At 63.6% G+C, this 20535-nt stretch carries 19 protein-coding genes; 11 read left to right on the plus strand and 8 right to left on the minus strand.

The window, feature by feature from the left end; genetic code table 11:
- Positions 1-33: 33 nt before the first annotated feature.
- From NCR93_RS19475 to NCR93_RS19505, 7 genes are all read left to right on the plus strand, one after another.
- Entirely contained in the window at positions 34-963 is a 930-nt protein-coding gene (locus NCR93_RS19475) for an NAD(P)-dependent methylenetetrahydromethanopterin dehydrogenase (protein ID WP_008354357.1), read from the plus strand.
- Positions 960-2135 carry an ATP-grasp domain-containing protein gene (locus tag NCR93_RS19480; RefSeq protein ID WP_008354355.1) on the plus strand — a complete coding sequence of 392 codons (1176 nt, stop codon included), beginning with the start codon at positions 960-962 and terminating at the stop codon, positions 2133-2135. The genes NCR93_RS19475 and NCR93_RS19480 overlap by 4 nt, the downstream gene beginning before the upstream one ends.
- On the plus strand, positions 2132-3130 hold the full coding sequence (mch, locus tag NCR93_RS19485; RefSeq protein ID WP_175982840.1) for a methenyltetrahydromethanopterin cyclohydrolase: 999 nt from the start codon (positions 2132-2134) through the stop codon (positions 3128-3130). The genes NCR93_RS19480 and mch overlap by 4 nt, the downstream gene beginning before the upstream one ends.
- A complete protein-coding gene (locus tag NCR93_RS19490; protein WP_175982839.1) occupies positions 3127-4056 on the plus strand; it encodes an ATP-grasp domain-containing protein in 930 nt (309 codons plus the stop codon). Before mch ends, NCR93_RS19490 begins: the two co-directional genes overlap by 4 nt.
- Positions 4043-4900 carry a triphosphoribosyl-dephospho-CoA synthase gene (locus NCR93_RS19495; RefSeq protein ID WP_175982838.1) on the plus strand — a complete coding sequence of 286 codons (858 nt, stop codon included), beginning with the start codon at positions 4043-4045 and terminating at the stop codon, positions 4898-4900. Before NCR93_RS19490 ends, NCR93_RS19495 begins: the two co-directional genes overlap by 14 nt.
- Positions 4901-5072: 172 nt before the next feature.
- Positions 5073-5582 carry a formaldehyde-activating enzyme gene (gene fae / locus NCR93_RS19500; protein WP_008354351.1) on the plus strand — a complete coding sequence of 170 codons (510 nt, stop codon included), beginning with the start codon at positions 5073-5075 and terminating at the stop codon, positions 5580-5582.
- 85 nt (positions 5583-5667) lie between these two features.
- Complete coding sequence (locus NCR93_RS19505; RefSeq protein ID WP_008354350.1) at positions 5668-6069, plus strand: hypothetical protein; 402 nt, start codon at positions 5668-5670, stop codon at positions 6067-6069.
- Positions 6070-6230: 161 nt separating this feature from the next.
- Here the strand turns inward: NCR93_RS19505 and NCR93_RS19510 are convergent, their stop codons facing one another.
- The gene (locus NCR93_RS19510) at positions 6231-6722 is read right to left on the minus strand and encodes a dihydroneopterin aldolase (RefSeq protein WP_075583615.1); all 492 of its coding nucleotides are present in this window, start codon (positions 6720-6722) and stop codon (positions 6231-6233) included.
- Between the two features lie 327 nt (positions 6723-7049).
- On the opposite strand from NCR93_RS19510, the gene NCR93_RS19515 reads away from it, so the two are divergent.
- From NCR93_RS19515 to NCR93_RS19525, 3 genes are read left to right on the plus strand one after another with little or no spacing between them, the layout of a single operon-like run.
- Complete coding sequence (locus NCR93_RS19515) at positions 7050-9107, plus strand: sigma-54-dependent Fis family transcriptional regulator (protein ID WP_008354347.1); 2058 nt, start codon at positions 7050-7052, stop codon at positions 9105-9107.
- Positions 9104-9703 carry a flavoprotein gene (locus NCR93_RS19520; protein WP_250532277.1) on the plus strand — a complete coding sequence of 200 codons (600 nt, stop codon included), beginning with the start codon at positions 9104-9106 and terminating at the stop codon, positions 9701-9703. The genes NCR93_RS19515 and NCR93_RS19520 overlap by 4 nt, the downstream gene beginning before the upstream one ends.
- Entirely contained in the window at positions 9682-11082 is a 1401-nt protein-coding gene (locus tag NCR93_RS19525; protein ID WP_175982837.1) for a DUF6513 domain-containing protein, read from the plus strand. Before NCR93_RS19520 ends, NCR93_RS19525 begins: the two co-directional genes overlap by 22 nt.
- Here the strand turns inward: NCR93_RS19525 and NCR93_RS19530 are convergent.
- Entirely contained in the window at positions 11079-11627 is a 549-nt protein-coding gene (locus NCR93_RS19530) for a thioredoxin family protein (RefSeq protein ID WP_175982836.1), read from the minus strand. The two genes, NCR93_RS19525 and NCR93_RS19530, sit on opposite strands and share 4 nt — an antisense overlap.
- A gap of 192 nt (positions 11628-11819) precedes the next feature.
- Between NCR93_RS19530 and NCR93_RS19535 the strand changes: the two genes are divergently transcribed.
- Positions 11820-13196: a glycosyltransferase family protein gene (locus tag NCR93_RS19535; RefSeq protein WP_175982835.1), complete on the plus strand. Its 1377-nt coding sequence runs from the start codon at positions 11820-11822 to the stop codon at positions 13194-13196.
- A gap of 164 nt (positions 13197-13360) precedes the next feature.
- On the opposite strand, the gene fba is transcribed toward NCR93_RS19535, so the two are convergent.
- From fba to NCR93_RS19565, 6 genes are read right to left on the minus strand one after another with little or no spacing between them, the layout of a single operon-like run.
- Positions 13361-14398, minus strand: coding sequence for a class II fructose-bisphosphate aldolase (fba, locus tag NCR93_RS19540; RefSeq protein ID WP_008354342.1), 1038 nt, complete (start codon positions 14396-14398; stop codon positions 13361-13363).
- Positions 14399-14426: 28 nt separating this feature from the next.
- The gene (tkt, locus tag NCR93_RS19545; protein WP_175982834.1) at positions 14427-16469 is read right to left on the minus strand and encodes a transketolase; all 2043 of its coding nucleotides are present in this window, start codon (positions 16467-16469) and stop codon (positions 14427-14429) included.
- 35 nt (positions 16470-16504) lie between these two features.
- On the minus strand, positions 16505-17377 hold the full coding sequence (locus NCR93_RS19550; RefSeq protein ID WP_175982833.1) for a phosphoribulokinase: 873 nt from the start codon (positions 17375-17377) through the stop codon (positions 16505-16507).
- A gap of 49 nt (positions 17378-17426) precedes the next feature.
- Entirely contained in the window at positions 17427-18521 is a 1095-nt protein-coding gene (locus NCR93_RS19555; RefSeq protein WP_008354339.1) for a class 1 fructose-bisphosphatase, read from the minus strand.
- A gap of 16 nt (positions 18522-18537) precedes the next feature.
- Positions 18538-19458: a CbbX protein gene (gene cbbX, locus NCR93_RS19560; protein ID WP_008354338.1), complete on the minus strand. Its 921-nt coding sequence runs from the start codon at positions 19456-19458 to the stop codon at positions 18538-18540.
- A 15-nt stretch (positions 19459-19473) separates the two neighbouring features.
- Complete coding sequence (locus NCR93_RS19565) at positions 19474-19890, minus strand: ribulose bisphosphate carboxylase small subunit (protein ID WP_008354337.1); 417 nt, start codon at positions 19888-19890, stop codon at positions 19474-19476.
- Positions 19891-20535 lie beyond the last annotated feature (645 nt).

A 20535-nucleotide genomic window follows, 5' to 3' on the forward strand; every position in this document is an offset into this window, starting at 1 on the left:
GAACCATCCACCACGCCCAACGAGTCCATCGCCATGCCCGAAGCCACCGAAAGACCCTACGTCCTGCACATGTTCACCAGCACGCCGCAAATGAGTCCGTTCGATGTGAACATGGCCGCCGACGCGGGCTATCAGATCCTCGTGCCCTACTGCAATGTCGATGAAGACATCGTCGTGCAGCTCACGCAGGACGCGATCTTCTCGCGCGGGCCAAAAGGCGTGTCGCGCACGGGCATCTTCATCGGCGGACGCGACGTGATGCTCGCCGCCGACATGCTCGAAAAAGCCCGCAACGCGATGGTCCCGCCGTTCGAAGTCTCCGTCTTCGCCGATCCGAGCGGCGCGTACACGACCGCCGCCGCGCTCGTCGCGCTCGCGGAAAAGCATCTGCGCGCCGCGCATTCCGTCGATCTCGGCGGCAAGCGCGTGCTCATTCTCGGCGGCACCGGCGCGGTCGGACGCGTGGCCGCGGCGATGGCCGCATCGCTCGGCGCGGATGTCGTCGTCGCGAGCCATTCGAGCCAGTCGCGCGCGACGCAAGTGAGCGACGAAATCAATCGCCGCTTCGATATCGCGACTTCGGGCGTCGCGACCGGCTCGCCCGATCAGTTGCATCGCGAACTCGCGCGCGCCGAAGTCGTGTTCGCGACGGCGGTCGCGGGCGTACAGGTGATGACATCCGCCGATCTCGCCCACGCAAAAAACCTGCTGATCGCCGCCGATGTGAACGCCGTGCCGCCCGAAGGCATCGCCGGCGTCAACGTGATGGACGACGGCAAGCCGCTCGCGGGCGCCGCGCGCGCGGACGCGGTCGGCATCGGCGCGCTCGCGATCGGCAACGTCAAATATCAGGCAGAGCATCGGCTGTTTTTGCGCATGCGCACCGGCGGCAAGCCCGTTTATCTCGGCTTTCCCGAAGCATTCGACGAAGCCCGCGCGATCGTCGCGGGACAAAGCTCATGATCGCAGGCGAGCTATCCCGCGCACCGCGCATCGCCGTCGCGGGTTTGTCGGCGCGGCTTCTGGCGCAATCGGCGGCGCGCGCGGGACTGAACGTCGTCGCGCTCGATATCTTCGGCGATCGCGACACGCGCGAGCACGCGGGCATGTGGTTCGATATTGGCGGCAAGGGTCTGTCGATCGATCGCGCGCGTCTCTTCGATGCGCTCGAACACGCCGCGCGCCTGCCGCGCATGCTCGGTCTCATCGTGACGAGCGGACTGGAGCCGCTCGCGGGCGAACTGAGCCGCGCGCCGCACATGCCGCGCTTCATCGGCAACGGCGCGCAGGCGGCGGCGGTGCGCGATCCGCGCCGCTTCTTCGCGCTGCTCGACGAAGCGCACATCGCGCATCCGGAAGTGCGCTACACGCCGCCCGCCGATCGCAGCGGCTGGCTCGTCAAACGTTCGGACGGCTGCGGCGGCACGCATATCGAATGGGCCGATGATGTCGGGCGCGCGCCCGCCGGCGCGTATTTTCAGCGGCTCGCGCCGGGCCGTTCGATGTCCGCGCTTTTCGTCGCCGCGCATCGCGAGGCGGCGGTCATCGGCTTCGCGGAGCAACTGACGGTCGCGGCGGGACGTCTGCCCTTCGTGCACGCGGGCTCGCTCGGGCCGGTGCGATTGTCCGCGCGCATCGCGGCGCGCATCGTCGAAGCGATCGATCGAATCGTCTGGCAAACGGATCTGACGGGGCTGAACAGCATCGACTTTCTGCTCGACGGCGACACGTTCAGCGTGCTCGAAATCAACACGCGCCCGTCATCGACGATGGCGCTCTATGAAGCCGCCTGGCCCGACGCCTGGCCGCGCGGTTTGATCGGCGCGCATCTGGATGCGTGTTTGCACGGCGAGCTGCCGCACGCGCCGGATACCGCCGCTCGCACCCCGCCGCTCCATGCGGGGCAGCGCGTCGTGTTCGCGCACGAAGGCTTCACGGCGTCGCCCGCGTTCAGCGACGCATGTTTCGACGATCCCGCGTGTCACGACGTGCCGCTCGTCGGCGCGCGCATCGAAGCGGGCCAGCCGGTCTGCACGATGACCGCGTCCGCGCCCGCGTTCTCCGATCTGCGCGACGCGCTGGATCGCGAGCATGCGCGCCTTTTGCAACGCATCGAACTCTTATCGAGACCATGACTTCAACTTTCCAGGCGGATTCGGCGGTGAGCGTCAACGCATCGAGCGAGCGGCTCGTCGCGCGTCTCATCGACGATGCCGCGCGTCTTCACGTCGACGTCACGCGCACCGATGGCGGCACCGTCATCGTCGATGCGGGCGTGGACGCCAAAGGCAGCGCCGACGCGGGCATCCTGATTGCGCGCATCTGCATGGGCGGGCTCGGGCGGGTCGCGCGGCGCAGCGCGTTCGATGACGCACCGCTTTGGCCGAGCTTCATCGAAGTGCATACGAGCAACCCGGTGCTCGCGTGCCTCGCAAGTCAGTACGCGGGTTGGAGCCTTTCCGCGACCAAGGAGCAAACGGGCGGCAAGAAATTTTTCTCGCTCGGCTCGGGGCCGGCGCGCGCGCTCGCGTGCAAGGAACCGCTCTTCGACGAACTGGGCTATCGCGACCGTCACGATCGCGGTGCGCTCGTGATGGAAGTGGACCGGCTGCCGCCGCAAGTTGTCATCGACAAAGTGCTCAACGATTGCGGCCTCGCGCCGGACAAGCTCGTCATCGCCGTGACGCCGACACAGTCTGTTGCGGGCACGGTGCAGGTCGTCGCGCGTGTCGTGGAAGTCGCGCTGCACAAGACGCATGTGCTGGGCGTCGATCTCGCGGAGATCGTCGAAGGCAGCGGCAGCGCGCCGCTTCCGCCGCCCGCGCCCGACGGCATCCAGGCGATGGGCCGCACCAACGACGCGATCCTCTACGGCGGCCGCGTGCATCTGACGGTCAAAAGCGATGCGGTCGCGAAGCGGCTCGCCGCCGAATTGCCGTCGTCGAATGCGCGCGATTACGGGCGTCCGTTCGCGGAGATCTTCACGTCGTTCAACTACGACTTCTATCAGATCGATCCGGCGCTCTTCGCGCCCGCCGAAACGTGGGTGTCGAGTCTCGAAAGCGGCGCGACGTATCACGGCGGCAAGGTCGACAAGCCTTTGCTCGACGCGCAATGGAGCGCGTCATGAGCTTGCGCGTCGCCATCATGACCGATGAGACAGGCTGGCACACCGGCCGCCTGAAGAAAGCATTCCGCGCGCGCGATGTCGAAGCGCGTTGCGTCGATCTCGCGGATTGCCGCATCGACACGACATGGAAACCGCACGGTCTCGCGATTCCCGGCTTCGGCCACACGCTGCCCGACGCGGTGTTCGTGCGCGGCATCGCGGGCGGCACGTTCGAGCAGGTGACGTTGCGGCTCGGCATCCTGCATGCGCTGCGCGAGAGCGGCGTGCCCGTCTATAACGATGCGCGCGCGATCGAGCGCAGCGTCGACAAGTCGATGACGAGCTTTCTGCTCAACCGATACGGCGTGCCGACGCCCGCGACGTGGGCAAGCGAATCGCCGTCGCATGCGCAGCGCGTGCTGATGCGCGAGGCGGCGGCGGGCCGGCAAGTCGTGATGAAGCCGCTTTTCGGTTCGCAGGGCAAAGGGCTGAAGAAGCCCGGCGTGACGCTGCCGTCGCTGGAACCCTTCAGTCAGGTCGCGTATCTGCAGCGTTATGTCGATGCGGGTGCGCCTGGCTTCGACTGGCGCGTGCTCGTGATCGGCGGCAAGGCGGTCGCGGCGATGAAGCGCGTCGGCGGCGAAGACTGGATCCACAACTTCGCGCGCGGCGCGAAATGCGAGCCTGCCGAAATCACGCCCGCGCTCGCAGACATCTCCGTGCGCGCGACACAGGCGCTCGGTCTCGACTACGCGGGCGTCGATCTGATTCCGGCGGAAGGCGGACGGCCGGTCGTGCTCGAAGTGAACGGCGTCGCGGCGTGGCGCGGTTTGCAATCGGTGACGCCGCGCGATATCGCGGCGCTGCTCGTCGACGATTTTCTCGATCGCAAGCTGGCCGCATCGAAAGGCCCGCTTGCGCTCGCCAGCGGCGATGAGCGCGTCTGACGCCGCGCGCACCGCGTTTCTGCGCGCGTGCCGGCTCGATGTCGAGACCAGGAAGCCCGGCAACGTGAGCGTCGCGAGCGCGGGGCACAACATGACATCGGCGCAATTCATCGCGAGCGCGGGCACGGCGGCGGCGGGACTTTTCACGCCGCGCGCACGCGTGGGCGCGCGCATTCTCGACGCCGTGCGGCGGACTTTCGACGCGGTCGGCTGCAACACGAATCTGGGCATCGTGCTGCTCGCCGCGCCTTTGTGCGCCGCGCTCGAACGTTTCGATGGCGACGCTCCGATCGATGCATCGCGCTGGCGCGCGGCGACCGAGCGCGTGCTCGCGGAACTGGACGTCGACGATGCGCGCCTCGCGTATCGCGCGATCGCGCTGGCGAATCCGGGCGGCCTCGGCGACGCGCCCGAGCAGCCCGTGCATGCGCCGCCGACCGTGACCTTGCGCGCGGCGATGTCGCTCGCGGCGGATCGCGACAGCATTGCGCGTCAGTATGAGAACGGTTTCGCCGATATCTTCGGCGCGGGCCTCGATGCGGTGGGCGCCGTGTCGTCGGCGACGGAGCATCGCGCGATGCTGGAAGCGTTCCTGACGTTTCTTTCCGGCTGGCCCGATTCGCACATTGTGCGCAAGCAGGGCGCGGCGATGGCGCAAAGTGTCACGCGCGATGCGGCGATGCATCGCGCGAACTGGCACGCGGCGGGTTGTCCCGCGGAGTCGCCCGCGCTCGATCGATGGGATGCCGAACTGAAGGCGCGCGGCATCAATCCCGGCACGAGCGCGGACCTCGCGGTGGCGGCGCTTTTCGTCGCGTTGACGACGTCATCGGCGAATGCATGAAGTCTGCCCGCGCGGACCGGAAATTGGCACGGAACATGTTAGGAAGTTCGCGGTTGAGCGGTCGCATCGGCAATCCGGTGGGACCGCGAGCCTTGCGCGGCTAAAGAGGTGCCCGTCGCGAGTCGAGAGCAAGTCGCTAGTCCCTAGAACCACACATCACTGGAGGAACAGCATGGCCAAGATCAACCGCGTCCTGGTAGGAGAGTCGCTCGTCGGCGATGGCAACGAGGTGGCACACATCGACTTGATCATCGGACCGCGAGGTTCCGCTGCCGAGACCGCGTTCTGCAACGCGCTCACGAACAACAAGGACGGCTTCACGTCGCTGCTCGCCGTGGTTGCGCCGAATCTGCTGACCAAGCCGAACACGATTCTCTTCAACAAGGTGACGATCAAGGGCGCGAAGCAGGCCGTGCAGATGTTCGGCCCGGCGCAGCGCGCGGTGGCGATGGCTGTCGCCGACAGCGTGGAAGGCGGCGTCATTCCCGCCGACGAAGCCGACGACCTGTTCATTTGCGTCGGCGTGTTCATTCACTGGGAAGCGGACAACGACCAGAAGATTCACGACTTCAACTATCAGGCGACGAAGGAAGCGATTGCGCGCGCGGTGGCGGGCGAGCCATCGGCCCAAGATGTAGTATCGAAGAAGGGAACGATGTCGCATCCGTTCTCGCCGAGCTGATTTGTTGTTTGGGGCCGGTGCGTGTGGGACTTTTGCGTGCCGGCTGTCTTGGCGTTGTTCGTTTCATAACCACGAGGCTCTTCGCATGACCCCACGTTGCTGCGCGTTGTCGGTGCTTCTTTGCCTCTCGCTGATCTCGCCGCTTTCGTTCGCCGCGACAGGCGCGGGTGGCGGGCCGCCGCCGGCGAAGACGCACGATTATCCGACCGAAGGGCGCGTGGAATACGTGCTCGGATGCATGGACGATAACGGGCACGATTTCGCCAACGTGTACAAGTGCTCGTGTGCGATCGACAAGATCGCCAAGGTGCTTACTTATGACGATTACGTCGAGCAATCTACGTTTTCCAAGTACGCTACGTTGGGTGGGGAAGGTGGGGCAGAGTTTCGCGTGGATCGCGCGAAGGCTCAAACCAAAAAGTATCGGGAATTGCAGAGGGATGCTTATAAGGCTTGTGGGATTCAGCAGAAGGCTGCTGCCAAGTGAAGTTCTTTTTGCTTGCGGTTTTCTCTCGCGCTCTTGATTTCGCCGGATCCCGTGATCGTGTCGGTCTATTAGCACAGGGGCAACGCTAACAGACCGACGCGAAACCGGGATCCGGCGAAAACCAAAGCCAAAAACCAAAAGCGAAAAAAACCAAAAACCCATCACCCCGGCACATACCCCCGCCCGATCCAAGCAAGGCTAACAGAACCGCCGCCCCGCACATCGACGCTACGTCGTCGCTCAATCACAACACCCACAGCATCGACATCATCGAACTTGGCTGGCTTGGCCAGCGTAACCCTTACCCAATGCGCACCGAAATCCGCGATAAGCATCTGCGCGATGCGCTCCGCCAGCGCCTCCAGCAACTGCAATCCATGCGACGCAAGCAGCCCGTGAACCGCCTCCCGCACTGCCGCATAGTTGACCGTGTCCTCGATCCGATCCGTCACGCAGGCGCGCAACGACGGCACTCCGATCGCGAGGCTCATCCGCACCGGCTGCGGATCATGCAGCTCGCTCTTGTCGATGCCGATAACCGTCTGCCCCGTCAGTCCCTCGATATAAACGATGTCCATTGCAGCATGCGATAGGGACGCATCAGGTTGCGGCGCAACATACGCAGCTTCGCGGATCGGTTCGAATCGGCCCATATGTTCATCACCGCGCGAATGCGGCCCTTTATAGAAAAGAGACCCGGCGCCAATCGCCGAATCCATCCGCGAATGGCAAGCAAAAAGCGGGCGCGTTCGCATCACTCTATGCGACTACTTATTGAACCTACGCGCCTAAGGATGTACAGTTTTTGAGAACCGGTCGTTCGGGTCCGCAGACAGCACCTGAAATCTCCCGATCATCCGGCCACGAGGCGCGCCTTCAGGCACGATTGGCCGCAGCGCCAGCGTAAAACACAACAGATTCGGCGTCGAACGGCCGCGCGAAACGCGCACCGGAATGCGGCGCAACGGAGACTTGCCCCCATGTCGTCACTTGCTGACGTAGACACGCATGTCCGGGAAGTGCTGAACATCGTCAATAATCCGCTGGCCGCGCGCCGCGCCAGCGATTCGGTCGCGCAATCGTGGCTGCGATGCCTCACGGAATTCAGGCTCGATCCAGGCCGCTTCGTCATGCCGCCCGTGCTCGCGCAGCACGAACTCAACGAGCGTCGCGAAGCCGCGAGCGATCTCATCGCGTGCTCGAAGCTCGAAATGACGACGCTCTATCAGCAACTCGCCGATCCTGAACTCGCCGTCGTGCTCGTCGATGCCGATGGCGTCATCGTGCATCAGGTGTCGTCGGTGCCGTTCGGCGAAGCCGTCGCCGCCGACGGCCTGCGCGTCGGCGCGATGTGGAGCGAGCGCGAAGCCGGTACCAACGGCATGGGCACGTGCCTCATCGAGCGCGACTGCATCGCCGTTTGTCAGCACGAGCATTTCTATCCACGCTATACATCGCTCACGTGCTCCGCCGCGCCGATCTTCGATGAACGCGGCACCGTCGTCGGCGTGCTCGATGTCACGAGCCGCTCGAAGCTGTTGCAGCAGCATTCGCTCGTGCTCGTCGGCATGTCGCGGCAGATGATCGAAAATCGTCTGATCGATGCGCGCTACCGGCACGCGAACATGATCCACTTTCATAGCCGGCCCGAGTTCGTCGGCACTCTGCATGCGGGCAAGCTCGCCGTCAGCGACGATGGCGTCGTGCTCGCCGCAAGCCGCAGCGCCCTCTTCCAGCTCGATCTGCGCTCGCCCGCCGAGCTGTGCGGCAAGCGCATCGAGGAAGCGTTCAATGCGTCGCTCGAAGACATGATCGCGCGCAGCATTCGCGGCTCGTTCCATCCGGTGACGGTCTACAGCGCGAAGGCGAACAGCCGCTTCTTCCTCACTGCGCAGACGTCGCGCGAAGGCGCGAAGGGCGCAACGCGCATCCTGATGAACGATCCGGCATCGCGCGATCTGTCCGCGCCCGGCGCGCGCGCCAAAGCGTCGAAGAAGGACGCGCGCGAGCCGGCATCGGCGGGCCGCCTCGACAAGCTCGCGCATCTGGAGTTCGGCGATCCGCGCATGGCCTCGCAGATTCAACTCGCGGCGCGCGTGATCCAGCGGAAGATCCCGATCATCCTGCGCGGCCAGACAGGCACCGGCAAGGAAGTCTTCGCCAATGCGCTGCACAGCATCAGCCCTAACGGAACCGGTGCGTTCGTCGCGGTGAATTGCGCATCGCTGCCGGAGAATCTGATCGAAAGCGAACTGTTCGGATATCGCGCGGGTGCGTTCACCGGCGCGCAGCGTGAAGGCCGTCGCGGCAAGATCGTGCAGGCGAACGGCGGCACCCTTTTCCTCGATGAAATCGGCGACATGCCGCTCGCCTTGCAAGCGCGTCTTCTGCGCGTGCTCGAAGAACACGAGGTCACGCCGCTCGGCGCGGAAACGACGGTGAAGGTGGACTTTCAGCTCATCAGCGCGAGCCACCGCAATCTCGTCGAGCTCGTGCAAACCGGCATGTTCCGCGAGGACCTGTATTACCGGCTGAACGGTATCGAGATCAATCTGCCGCCGCTGCGCGAACGCGCCGATGCGCTCGCGCTCATCGGCCATATTCTCGAGACCGAAGCCGAAGAACCGCCCGCGCTTTCCGCCGAAGCGAAGCAGGCGCTCTTGAACTATCCGTGGCCGGGCAATATCCGCCAGTTGCGGCATGTGCTGCAGATGGCGATCGCACTCTGCGACGGCCCCGAGATTCGCTGCGCGCATCTGCCGCCAGAGATCGCGAACGGCGTCACGCCGGTCACGCAAACCGCCGCACGCACGCCGATAACCGCAGCGCCGCATCTCGCCGACGATGCCGATACGTCGTCGCTCAACGCGATCCAGGTCAAGGAGCGCGAGACCGTGCTTCAGTTGCTCGACGAGCATCGCTGGAACGTGAGCAATGTCGCGAAGGTGCTCGGCATCAGCCGCAATACGCTGTATCGCAAGATGCATCGTCTGCATATCCGGCTGTCGCACGATACGCCGGGCGCATCCGACGCATGACGCAACCCACGCCCGCCCGCCGGCTCGACGAGTTCAAGCCCGACGCGCGCTTTGCGTGGTGCGTGACGGGCTCGGGCCATATGCTCGAAGAATCGATCGCGCTCGCACGGCAGCTTCCGGGCGTCGATCTGTTTCTCTCGTCTGCCGGCGAGGAAGTGCTGCCGCTCTACGGCTGGACTGTCGCGAAACTGCGCGAGCACTTCAAGGTGTTGCGCGACAACAGCGCGAGCAGCGTGCCCATCGGCATGATCTATAACGGCGAATATCACACGGTCGTGATCGCGCCCGCGACGAGCAACACCGTCGCCAAATGCGCGTTCGGCATCTCCGACACCCTGCCCACCAATCTCTATGCGCAAGCCGGCAAGCAATGCGTGCCGGGCATCGTGTTCGCATGCGATACCGCGCCCTCCGTCATCACGCACGCCCCGCACGAATGGGTCGAAGTGAGGCCGCGCGCGATCGAGTTCGAGAACGTCGAGCGGCTCGCGCGCTTCGCGCATACCACGGTGGCCCGCTCGCTCGACGATCTCAAAGCCGCGCTCGATCAACGCCTGGCGGACCTGAAGCTCGCATGGAACACATCGTCTTCCTGACGGGACGGCTCGCGGAGCCGAGCCTTCGGCAAGTGCTCGAAAGCATCGCGCCTGCGGCCGCAGGATCGCCGTTCACATGGGAAGTGCGCGAGATCGGCCTTCAGGTCGCGGGCCTGATGACCGCCGACATGATCCGCCGGCGCGTCGCGACGCCCTTGGGCGAAGGCACGACTCGCATGATCGTGCCCGGCCGATGCCGCGGCGATCTCGACGCCCTCACCGCGCATTACGGCGTGAAGGTCGAGCGCGGTCCCGAAGAGGTGAAGGACTTGCCGCAATTCTTCGGACGCGAGGCGCGGCATGTCGATCTGTCGCGCTACGAGACGGAGATATTCGCGGAGATCGTCGATGCGCCGCGTCTCGATCTCGACGGCATCGCGGCGCGCGCGCGCGAATACAAGCGGCAAGGCGCGGATGTAATCGATATCGGCTGTCTGCCGGAAACGCCGTTTGCTCATCTCGAGGACGCGGTCGCGATGCTTAAAGAGCAAGGCTATCGCGTGAGCGTCGATTCGATGCGTGAAGAGGAACTCGTGCGCGGCGGGCGCGCGGGCGCGGACTATGTGATGAGCCTCAACGTCGATACGCTATGGATAACTGATGAAATTGCGTCGACGCCGATACTCGTGCCGCGCGAGCCCGCGGACGTCGCATCGCTCGATGCCGCAATCGATGCGATGACGAGGCGCGGCCGCGCCTTTCTCGCCGATCCGATTCTCGATCCGATTCCGTTCGGACTCGCGGCGTCCATCGCGCGTTACGTGTCGTTGCGCGAGCGTCATCCCGAAGTGCCGATCATGATGGGCGTCGGCAATGTGACCGAGCTGACCGAGGCCGACACGAGCGGCATCAACGCAGTGTTGTTCGGCATGGCGGCGGAATTGCGCATCGCCGCCGTGCTGACGACGTCGGTCAGCCTGCACGCGCGCCGCGCCGTTCGCGAAGCCGATGTCGCGCGTCGCGTGATGCACGCCGCGCGCGAAACGCAGACGCTGCCCAAAGGCATATCCGCCGATCTGTCCGCGCTGCACGCAAAGCGGCCGTTTCCGTACGATGCCGAAGAGATCGCCGCATTCGCCGCCGCCGTGCGCGATCCGAATTTTCGCGTGCAAGTATCGGCGGACGGCATACATGTCTATAACCGCGACGGGCATCACGTCGCCGTCGATCCGTTCGCGCTCTATCCCGCGCTGAAGATCGAAAACGATGGCGGGCACGCGTTCTACCTCGGCGTGCAGCTCGCGCGCGCGGAAATCGCGTGGCAGCTGGGCAAGCGCTTCGATCAGGATGAGCAACTCGATTGGGGATGCGAAGTCGATCGGCCCGATGAAGACCTGATGGCGTGGCATGCGCCCGGCAGCACAAAAAAGACAAGCTAAGGCTTCCATTTGATCGAGCAGCCGAGCGCGGGATATTGCGCTTCGGGCGCTTCGCCGTTTATTGCTACTGCGCGCATCGCTTCGAAGAGATCGCGGCGCGCATCGGGCAAAGCCTGCTTGCGCGACGCATCGATTCGGCCGCGATATTTCAGGCGCAATTCGCGGTCGAAGCCGAAGCACTCCGGCGTGCAGACCGCGCCGTACGCGCGCGCGATTTCCTGCGTTTCGTCGTGCAGATACGGAAACGGCAGGTTCCATTCTTCGGCGACCGCGATCATGCGATCGAAGGCGTCGTCGGTGTAGACGGCCGCATCGTTCGAATTGATGCCTGCCACGTTGACGCCGATTTCATGCAACGCGCGCGCATCGCGGATCAGGTTCGGCATCGCGGCCTTCACGTAGGGACAGTGATTGCACATGAAGACGATCACGAGGCCGTTCTCACCCTTCAGAGAATGAGGTGTGTGCATGCTGCCGTCGGTCGCGGGGAGCACGAAACCGGATGCGATCGCGCCGAGTTCGGCAGTCGGTGATTCGGTAGGCATGATGACATCGCTCCAAAAAGGTTGCTCGAACTATTCAATGGTTGACTGCAAATAGCCTAAAATGCGGTTCCGCTAACAACATGAACTACAGCGTAATCCTTAGTTTTTTGTACTTCGCATCCGCCGTTGAACATTTCTCCACGCCTTTAAGCCTTCGCGCAGCTCTCCTTTCAACGGAGCGGCGCCGCCATCATGCAAGTCATCAGTCTTTTTCTTCACCCCTCCCGCGCAGCGCTCGACAATCATCGACACTATGCCGCCTTGCATGGCTATCGCCATATCGTCATCGACGCGGCAGACATCTATCGGAACGCGCCGGCGCAATGGCTCTTCAAGTACGAGTCGCTGCTCTCCGAAATGCACCGCGCCGAAGAGGGCGAGATCGTTTTGTTGCTGAGCGAGAACGCTGCGATCGTCGAGCCGGTGCCGCTCGACTTCGTGCTCGGCGAACGCGACTGGCTGCTCACCCGTATCAAGGACGTGCGGCCTCAACCCGATGTTCAAATCTGGCGCAACACGGATCGGGTGCGCGCCGAGCTGCTGAAAGTCGTGAATCGCTGCCGGTTCGGATCGCCTATACCGCCAATCGAAACCGACCTGCTCGATGCCTTCGATGCATGCACGTTTCCTCGCGTTTGCGGTAACGCGCGGAACCCGATCTACGCGGTGCTCGCCGCCAGTGGCCCCCTCATGCCCGTATGGCCGCGGTTTCGCGTATTCGCGCTCGCTATCGCCGAAGAGCACGCCGATCTCTCGCGAACATGCGTGCATCCCCGGCTGCGGGAAGCGCTCATCGAGCATCTCAATGCACATCGCAACAACCATGCGCGTGCGTTCGAGGACGGCGCATCCGATGAAAGCACGATGACGGCCATGAGCACCTGCAATCCCGGACGGCCCGTGTCGATCACGACCGTCTACACGCCAGAGGCAGCGATCTACGGACGCATCGCAGAAGCGAACCTGCGTGAGTATTGCGAACGTCATGGCTATACCTTGTACGTGCATCGCGAGGTTCCGCGCCGCATCGCCGAACGCCTGCCGATGCGCGGCAATTGGGTCAAGCCTTTCCTGCTGCGCGAAAACCTCCCGCATCACGAATGGGCTTTCTGGCTCGACGCCGACACGCTCGTCAACGATCTCGACCGGCCGCTCGAGTCTTTCTGCAGCAGCCGCGATCTCGTTCTTGCGCGCGATGTCGGCACCTGGATTTTCAATTCAGGCGTGATGGGCTTTCGCCGCACGCCTGCGAATGCCGCGCTACTCGATCGGGTCATCGCAAGCGTCGAGAACGTCGATGACAAGCAAAGTCTCGTATCGGGCGGCGGGGATCAATGGCATTTCAATTGCGCGGTCTCGGAGCAGGCATCGTTGGGCAGCGAAGAGATATGCAGCCTCGTTGACATCAACACGCCGTGGGGCTTTCGTGTGCCGTCGAGCTTTCTCGTTCACTATCACGGCATGTCGCCGCAGATGCGGGCGCTGCTCATGTCGTACGATCTTCGATTGCGCAGGGCCGAGATGGAACATGCGGGGATGGCTGTCGGTGATTCGGTAGGCATGAAATAGGTCCCAATTGTTTCGATTGGCGGTTTGGCATATTGGTGGGGCGATTGCACTCGGATAGCATCGAAGTTCTCCTTAACTATCCGAGGACATGAGTATATTTTCAGTGTCGAAGAAGCGCAGAAGGATCTGCCTGAAGCCGCCCGTCTCACCGAGCGGCGCTCCTCTCAGTGATACCGCTTCGCCATCGCCTCGAGTCCCATCGGCCTGATGCGATCCGCGTGTCCCGCGCAGCCGAACGCCTCGAACCGCTCGACGCATAAATCCCGCGCCGCCGCCGTCGCCGCCTTCAGCGCATGCCTCGGATCGAACTCCGACTTCGCCGACGCCATCGCGCGCCGCATCGCGCCGGTCATCGCGAGCCGGATATCCGTATCGATGTTCACCTTGCGCACGCCGTTCGCGATGCCGCGCCGAATTTCATCGACGGGCACGCCGAACGTCGCCGGTATCTCGCCGCCATGCTCGCGGATGATCGCGAGCCATTCCTGCGGCACTGACGACGAACCGTGCATCACGAGATGCGTATCCGGAATGCGCGCGTGAATCTCGGCGATGCGATCGATCGCGAGAATATCGCCGGTTGGCTGGCGGCTGAACTTGTAAGCGCCGTGCGACGTGCCGATGGCGATCGCGAGCGCATCGATGCCCGTCGCCTCGACGAACGCGCGCGCTTCGTCGGGATCGGTCAGCAGGCGATCGTGACTCAGCGCGCCTTGTGCGCCGACGCCGTCCTCGTCGCCGGCGCGCCCCGTCTCCAGCGATCCGAGACAACCCAGCTCGCCCTCCACCGACACGCCCACCGAATGCGCCGCCTCGACGACGCGCCGACTCACGTCCACGTTGTAGTCGTATTCCGCGGGCGTTTTCTGATCGGGCATGAGCGAGCCGTCCATCATCACGGAGGTGAAGCCCGAACGAATCGCCTGCTGGCAAACCGACGGGCTCGCGCCGTGATCCTGATGCAGCACCACCGGAATATCCGGATGCGCCTCGACCGCCGCCAACACCAGATGCCGCAGATACGGCTCGCCCGCATACTTGCGCGCGCCCGCCGACGCCTGCAGGATGACCGGGCTTCTCGTCGCCTCGGCCGCCTGCATGATTGCGTGGACCTGCTCCATGTTGTTGACGTTGAACGCGGGCACGCCGTAACCGTGCTCCGCCGCGTGATCCAGCAACTGCCTCAATGCGATGAAAGCCATCGTGATGTCTCCATGCAAAACGCGAAAATCATGCGGCCACGCGGCGCGCTTCGTCGACGAGCGCATCGGTCGTCACGCCGAAGTGCGCGAACAGTTCGCTGGCGGGCGCCGATTCACCGAAGCGATCGATGCCGATCACGCCGCCATTCAGCCCGACGTACTGCCGCCAGAACGCCGTGACGCCCGCTTCGATCGCGACACGCGGCACGCCTTCGGGCAGCACGCGTTCGCGCCACGCGTTGCACTGGCGATCGAACACGGTCGTCGAAGGCATCGACACGACGCGCGCGAGAATGCCCTCTTTCTTCAGCGGCTCGACGGCGGCGAGCGCAAGCGCGACTTCCGAGCCGGTCGCGATCAACACGACGCGGCGCGCATCGCGCTCGCAAGTCGAAGGCCAGTCGGCGAGCACGTAGCCGCCGCGCTCGATGCCGTCGATCTGCGCTTCGTCGCGCGGCACGAACGGCAAATTCTGCCGCGACAACAGCAGACACGAAGGCCGGTCGCGCTCGATCGCGCCGATCCACGCCTGCATCGTCTCGACGGTATCGCACGGACGCCACACGTCGAGGCCCGGAATCATGCGCAGCGTCGCGGCGTGTTCGATCGGCTGATGCGTCGGGCCATCCTCGCCGAGTCCGATGGAATCGTGCGTGAAAACGAACACCGTTCGCGTCTTCATCAGCGCGGCCGTGCGCAGCGCATTGCGCGAATAGTCGGAGAACGTCAGAAACGTGCCGCCGAACGGCAGATACCCGCGATGCAGCGCAACGCCGTTCAGCACCGCGCTCATGCCGAACTCGCGCACGCCGAAGTGGATGTAGTTGCCCTTCTCCGGCGCGGCGCTTACATCGACCGCGTCCTTCCAGCGCGTGAGATTCGAGCCGGTCAGGTCGGCCGAACCACCGAGCAGTTCGGGCAACGCGCGCGCCAGTCCTTCGATCGCGAGTTGCGACGCCTTGCGGGTCGCGATGCTCTGTCGCGCGCGATCCGCATCGCGCACGAGCGTATGCGCCGTGTCGCGCCAGTTCGCGGGCAACGCGCCGCGCACGCGCCGCTCGAATTCGGCGGCCTCGCCCGGAAACACGCGGCGATACGCACCGAAGCGACGATTCCAGTCGTCCTGTGCCGCCGCGCCCGCCTCGCGCGCGTCCCACAGCGCGCGTATCGGCGATGGGATCTCGAACGGCGGATGCATCCAGCCAAGCGCGTGCCGCGTCGCCTCCACTTCGTCGGCGGGAAGCGGCGCGCCGTGCACATCGTGCGTGCCGGCCATCTTCGGCGCGCCGAGGCCGATCACCGTCTTGCAGCAGATCAGCGTCGGCCGGTCCGACTCGCGCGCGAGCTGCAACGCATGCGATACGTCGTCGACATCGTGGCCGTCCACCGCCCGCACGACATGCCAGCCGTACGATTCGAAGCGCCTCGGCGTATCGTCGGTGAACCAGCCGTCGACGTGGCCATCGATGGAAATGCCGTTGTCGTCGTAAAGCACGGTGAGCTTGTTCAGCCGCAACGTGCCCGCAAGCGACGCCGCTTCGTGCGACACGCCTTCCATCAGACAGCCATCGCCCGCGAAAACATACGTGCGATGGTCGACGATCTCATGCCCCGGCCGATTGAACTCGCGCGCGAGCAACGCTTCGGCAAGCGCCATGCCGACTGCGTTCGTCAGCCCTTGCCCGAGCGGTCCGGTCGTCGTTTCGACGCCGGGCGTCACGCCGAATTCCGGATGTCCGGGCGTCTTGCTGCCCATCTGCCGGAAGCGCTTGATCTCGTCGATGGACAAGTCATAGCCGCTCAGATGCAGCAACGCATAGAGCAGCATCGAGCCGTGCCCGTTCGACAGCACGAAGCGGTCGCGATCGGGCCAGTCGGGATCGGCGGGATTATGTTTCAGATGACGTCCCCATAACGCGACCGCGATCTCCGCCATGCCCATCGGCATGCCGGGATGACCGGAGTTGGCCTGGCTCACGGCATCGACGGCGAGCATGCGCAACGCGTTCGCCATCTGCCGCGTGTCGGGTGAGCGATGAAGTCGGGGCAATGCTTCAGCGACGGCATTCATGTGATGCCTCCTTGGATGCGATGATGAGAAACCTTTCATGCGCGCGCGCGCCGGTCGCGTAGCTGCAGGATCATCGGCGTGAAGATGAGCTGCATCGCGAGACCCATCTTGCCGCCGGGCACGACGATCACATTCGGCCGCGACATGAACGAGTCGTGCAGCATCGTCAACAGATACGGAAAGTCGATGCCCTTCGGCTTCGCGAAGCGGATCACGACGAAGCTCTCGTCGGGCTGCGGAATCTCGCGCGACGTGAACGGGTTCGACGTATCCACGGTCGGCACGCGCTGGAAATTCACATGCGTGCGCGAGAATTGCGGGCAGATGTAGTTCACGTAATCGGGCATGCGGCGCAGGATCGTATCGACGACGGCTTCATGCGAGTAACCGCGCATCGTCTGATCGCGATGCAGCTTCTGAATCCATTCGAGATTGATGATCGGCACCACGCCGACGAGCAAGTCCGCATGACGCGCGATATCGACCTTGTCGGTGACGGCTGCGCCATGCAGGCCTTCGTAGAACATCATGTCCGTCCCGGGCGTGACGTCTTCCCATGGCGTGAAGGTGCCCGCTTCCTGCTTGTAATGCACGGCTTCGCCTTCATCGTGCACGTAGTGGCGGAACTTGCCGCCGCCGGTTTCGCCGTAGGTATCGAACAGCGTTTCGAGTTCAAGCAGCAGATTCGCTTCCGGCCCGAAGTGGCTGAAGTTGACGAGACCGTCGCGTTCGCTCTGCTTCATCGCTTCGCGCATGCCGAGGCGATCGTATCGATGGAACGCATCGCCTTCGACGATCTGCGCGTTGATTTTTTCGCGCCTGAAGATATGCGTGAAGCTCTTCATGACGGTGGTGGTGCCGGCGCCGCTCGAACCGGTCACTGCAACGATCGGATGTTTGACTGACATGCGCTTGTCTCCCTGAATGTAATCGATGAGCGCCGTTTCAGATGCGGGATCAGGCTTCCGTTTCCGGCAGGAACAGCGAGCGCTCCTTGAACAAGGGCGACGTGAACGGCTTGTCCTCGCCGCGATCGTATTCGCCGTGATAGCGCTGAATGCGGTCGACTTCGTTGCGTGAGCCGAGTATCACGGGCACGCGTTGATGCAGCGCTTTCGGCTCGACATCGAGAATGCGTTCGCGCCCGGTGATCGACAGCCCGCCCGCCTGCTCGACGAGAAAGCTCATCGGGCTGGCTTCATACAGGAGACGCAGGCGGCCTTCCATCGCTGGCGTCTTGAAGTCGCGCGGATACATGAACACGCCGCCGCGCATGAGGATGCGATGCACTTCCGCGACCATCGATGCGATCCAGCGCATGTTGAAGTCCTGCGCGCGGCATCCGGTGCGGCCGTCCTTGCATTCCTGCACGTAGCGGCGCACGGGGGGTTCCCAGAAGCGCTCGTTCGATGCGTTGATCGCGAACTCGCACGAATCCTCGGGAATGCGAATATCGGAATGCGTGAGCACGAAGTTGCCGACATCGCGTTCGAGCGTGAAGCCGTGCGTGCCATTGCCGACGGAGAGCACGAGCATCGTCGACGGGCCGTAGATCGCATAGCCTGCCGCAACCTGCTCGCGGCCCGGACGCAGAAACGCTGCGTCGTTGGGCGCGTCGCTTTCGTCGCTCGCGCGCCTCAACACCGAGAAGATCGATCCGACTACGCCGTTGATATCGATGTTGGACGAGCCATCGAGCGGATCGAACGCGAGCAGATACTCGCCACGCGGATACGGCTCGGGAATCGCGTAGACGTCGTCCATTTCTTCCGAGACCATGCCCGCGAGCAGACCGTCCCATTCGCAATGCTGCAGGAAGATATCGTTGGTCACGAGGTCGAGCTTCTTTTGTTCCTCGCCATGCGTATTGATCGATTGTGCCGAGCCGTGCTGTCCGCTCAACGCGCCGCGCGTCAATGCGGCCGCGATCGTCTTGATCGATGCGGCCACGTCGATCAACAGCGCGGAGAGTCCGCTCGCCGCCTCGGGTCCGGGCTTGCGGTCGAGCGTGTCGATCAGGAACTTCGATAAGGTCGTGCGTCCATCCTGCATCGCGTTCTCCTTCGAGTTATGAATCGGTGAACACGCGGCTCGCGCGGATATCGCTGGCGTCGAGTTGCATCAGCGCGTTGGCATCGGCGACACCGTTGCCGCTTTCGGCCGCGGCGAACAGCCGGTTCGCCTGACGCAGTCGCGCGCGATCCAGCGCATTGCGCACCGAACGCGCGTTGGCGAAGTTCGGCTGTCTGATGCGATGCGCGAGATAGTCTTCGAAGGCGCATCGGGCGGCGTCGTCGAAGCGGTAGTGCATGTCGCTCAGCATGTGCTCGGCGATTTGCAGAAGCTCGCCGGGCGCGTAGTCCGGAAATACGAGGTGATGCGCGATGCGCGAACGAAAGCCCGGGTTGCTATGAAAGAACGTCTCCATGCGCGACTCGTATCCCGCGAGGATCACGACGAGGTCGTCGCGCTGGTTCTCCATCGTTTGCAGCAGGATTTCAATGGCTTCCTGTCCGTAGTCGCGTTCGTTTTCCGGGCGATACAGGTAATAGGCCTCGTCGATGAAGAGCACGCCGCCCATCGCACGCTTGAGCACTTCGCGCGTTTTGGGCGCGGTATGGCCGATGTACTGGCCGACGAGATCGTCGCGTGTCACCGAGACGAGATGATTGCGGCGGATATAGCCCAGGCGATGCAGCACTTGCGCCATGCGCAGCGCAACCGTGGTCTTGCCGGTTCCGGGATTGCCCGAGAAGCACATGTGCAGCGTGGGCGCACCCGATGCGATACCGAGTGTCTCGCGGGCGCGCTCCACGAGCAGATGGGCGGCGATCTCGCGGATGCGCGTCTTGACCGGCGCGAGGCCGATGAGATCGCGGTCCAGTTCCGCCAGTACTTCGCCGATGCGCGATTCGCGATAGAGCGCCATCAGGTCGGCGTGCATCGCTTTCGCTTGCGGCGCTTCTTCGAGCGTGGCTTCGGCGTTCATGGTCGGTGTTCCTCATCAATAACGCTCGCCGCTCGGGCGATCGGTTGCGTAGGTGCGGATCGCATAGCGCTGGATGCGGCTTCTGTCGTCCTGGCGTTCGAGTCGGAAGCCTCGTTCTTCCGCTGGGCGATTCACCATGAACGAGAGGCGCATCGTTTCGAATCCGCGGACCGAGTCGAAGGCGTTTACCTTGATGTAGTGGTTCGGATACGTCTTGCGGCATTCGTTCACTTCCATCAGCACGCCGGCGGCATCGTGGAGGTCGAACATGGGGAGGCCCCACATTTCCCAATACGTATTCCTTGGATGGGGATCGTCGGTGTATTCCACCGAGCAGGCCCAGCCTTGCTCTAACGCGTAATTGATCTGTGCGGATATTTCTTCGTCGGTTAATGGTGGCAGGAAGGAGAATGTTCCTTGGGTGATGTTCATTTCGGGTTCCTTATGTTTGGAGATTCGGCTTCTTCTATGAAATCCTGTGTTCGCGGAGGTCTATTAGCGTTGCCCCTGTGCGGGGCGGCACTCACTTTCTTTGCTGCTGCAAAGAAAGTAAGCAAAGAAAGCAGCTACTGATACGCCCGCGGTCACACGCAATTTGGGTAGTCCTCTCGTCCATCGTGGGCTGCCTAAAGAGTGCCCTCAAACACCTAATCGGGCTTGGCTCGCGCACGGTCTGCCACATCGCACCACACAACAATCTGGTTCAGCACCAAATAGCTCCAGCCCGCTTCGCGGCCGAACGGTCAATCGGGAATGCGCGTGCTTCGCTACTAACATCTTTATCGCACTGCGCGCGCAAACCGATGGTTTCCCTTGCATACCCGGCGGCAGCGCGTAGCGCTGTGCCGAAGCTCTTTCGTGCTGAACCAGTGTCCTCAGCGTTTTCGGGCGGCGGACCGTGCGCGATCCAAGCCCGATTAGGTGTTTGAGGGCACTCTTTAGGCGAGTGCCGCCTGTGACGAGAGGACTACCCAACGTGCGTGTGACCGCGGGCCTGAAAAGCTGCTTTCTTTGGTTACTTGTATATTGAATCTGGCGTCCGGAAGCTGATCTCTCCCGTTCGCTCGAAGCGGTAGC

Origin of the sequence: Caballeronia sp. ATUFL_F1_KS39 (assembly GCF_023630985.1) — a bacterium.
GTDB classification, from domain to species: Bacteria; Pseudomonadota; Gammaproteobacteria; order Burkholderiales; family Burkholderiaceae; genus Caballeronia; species Caballeronia zhejiangensis.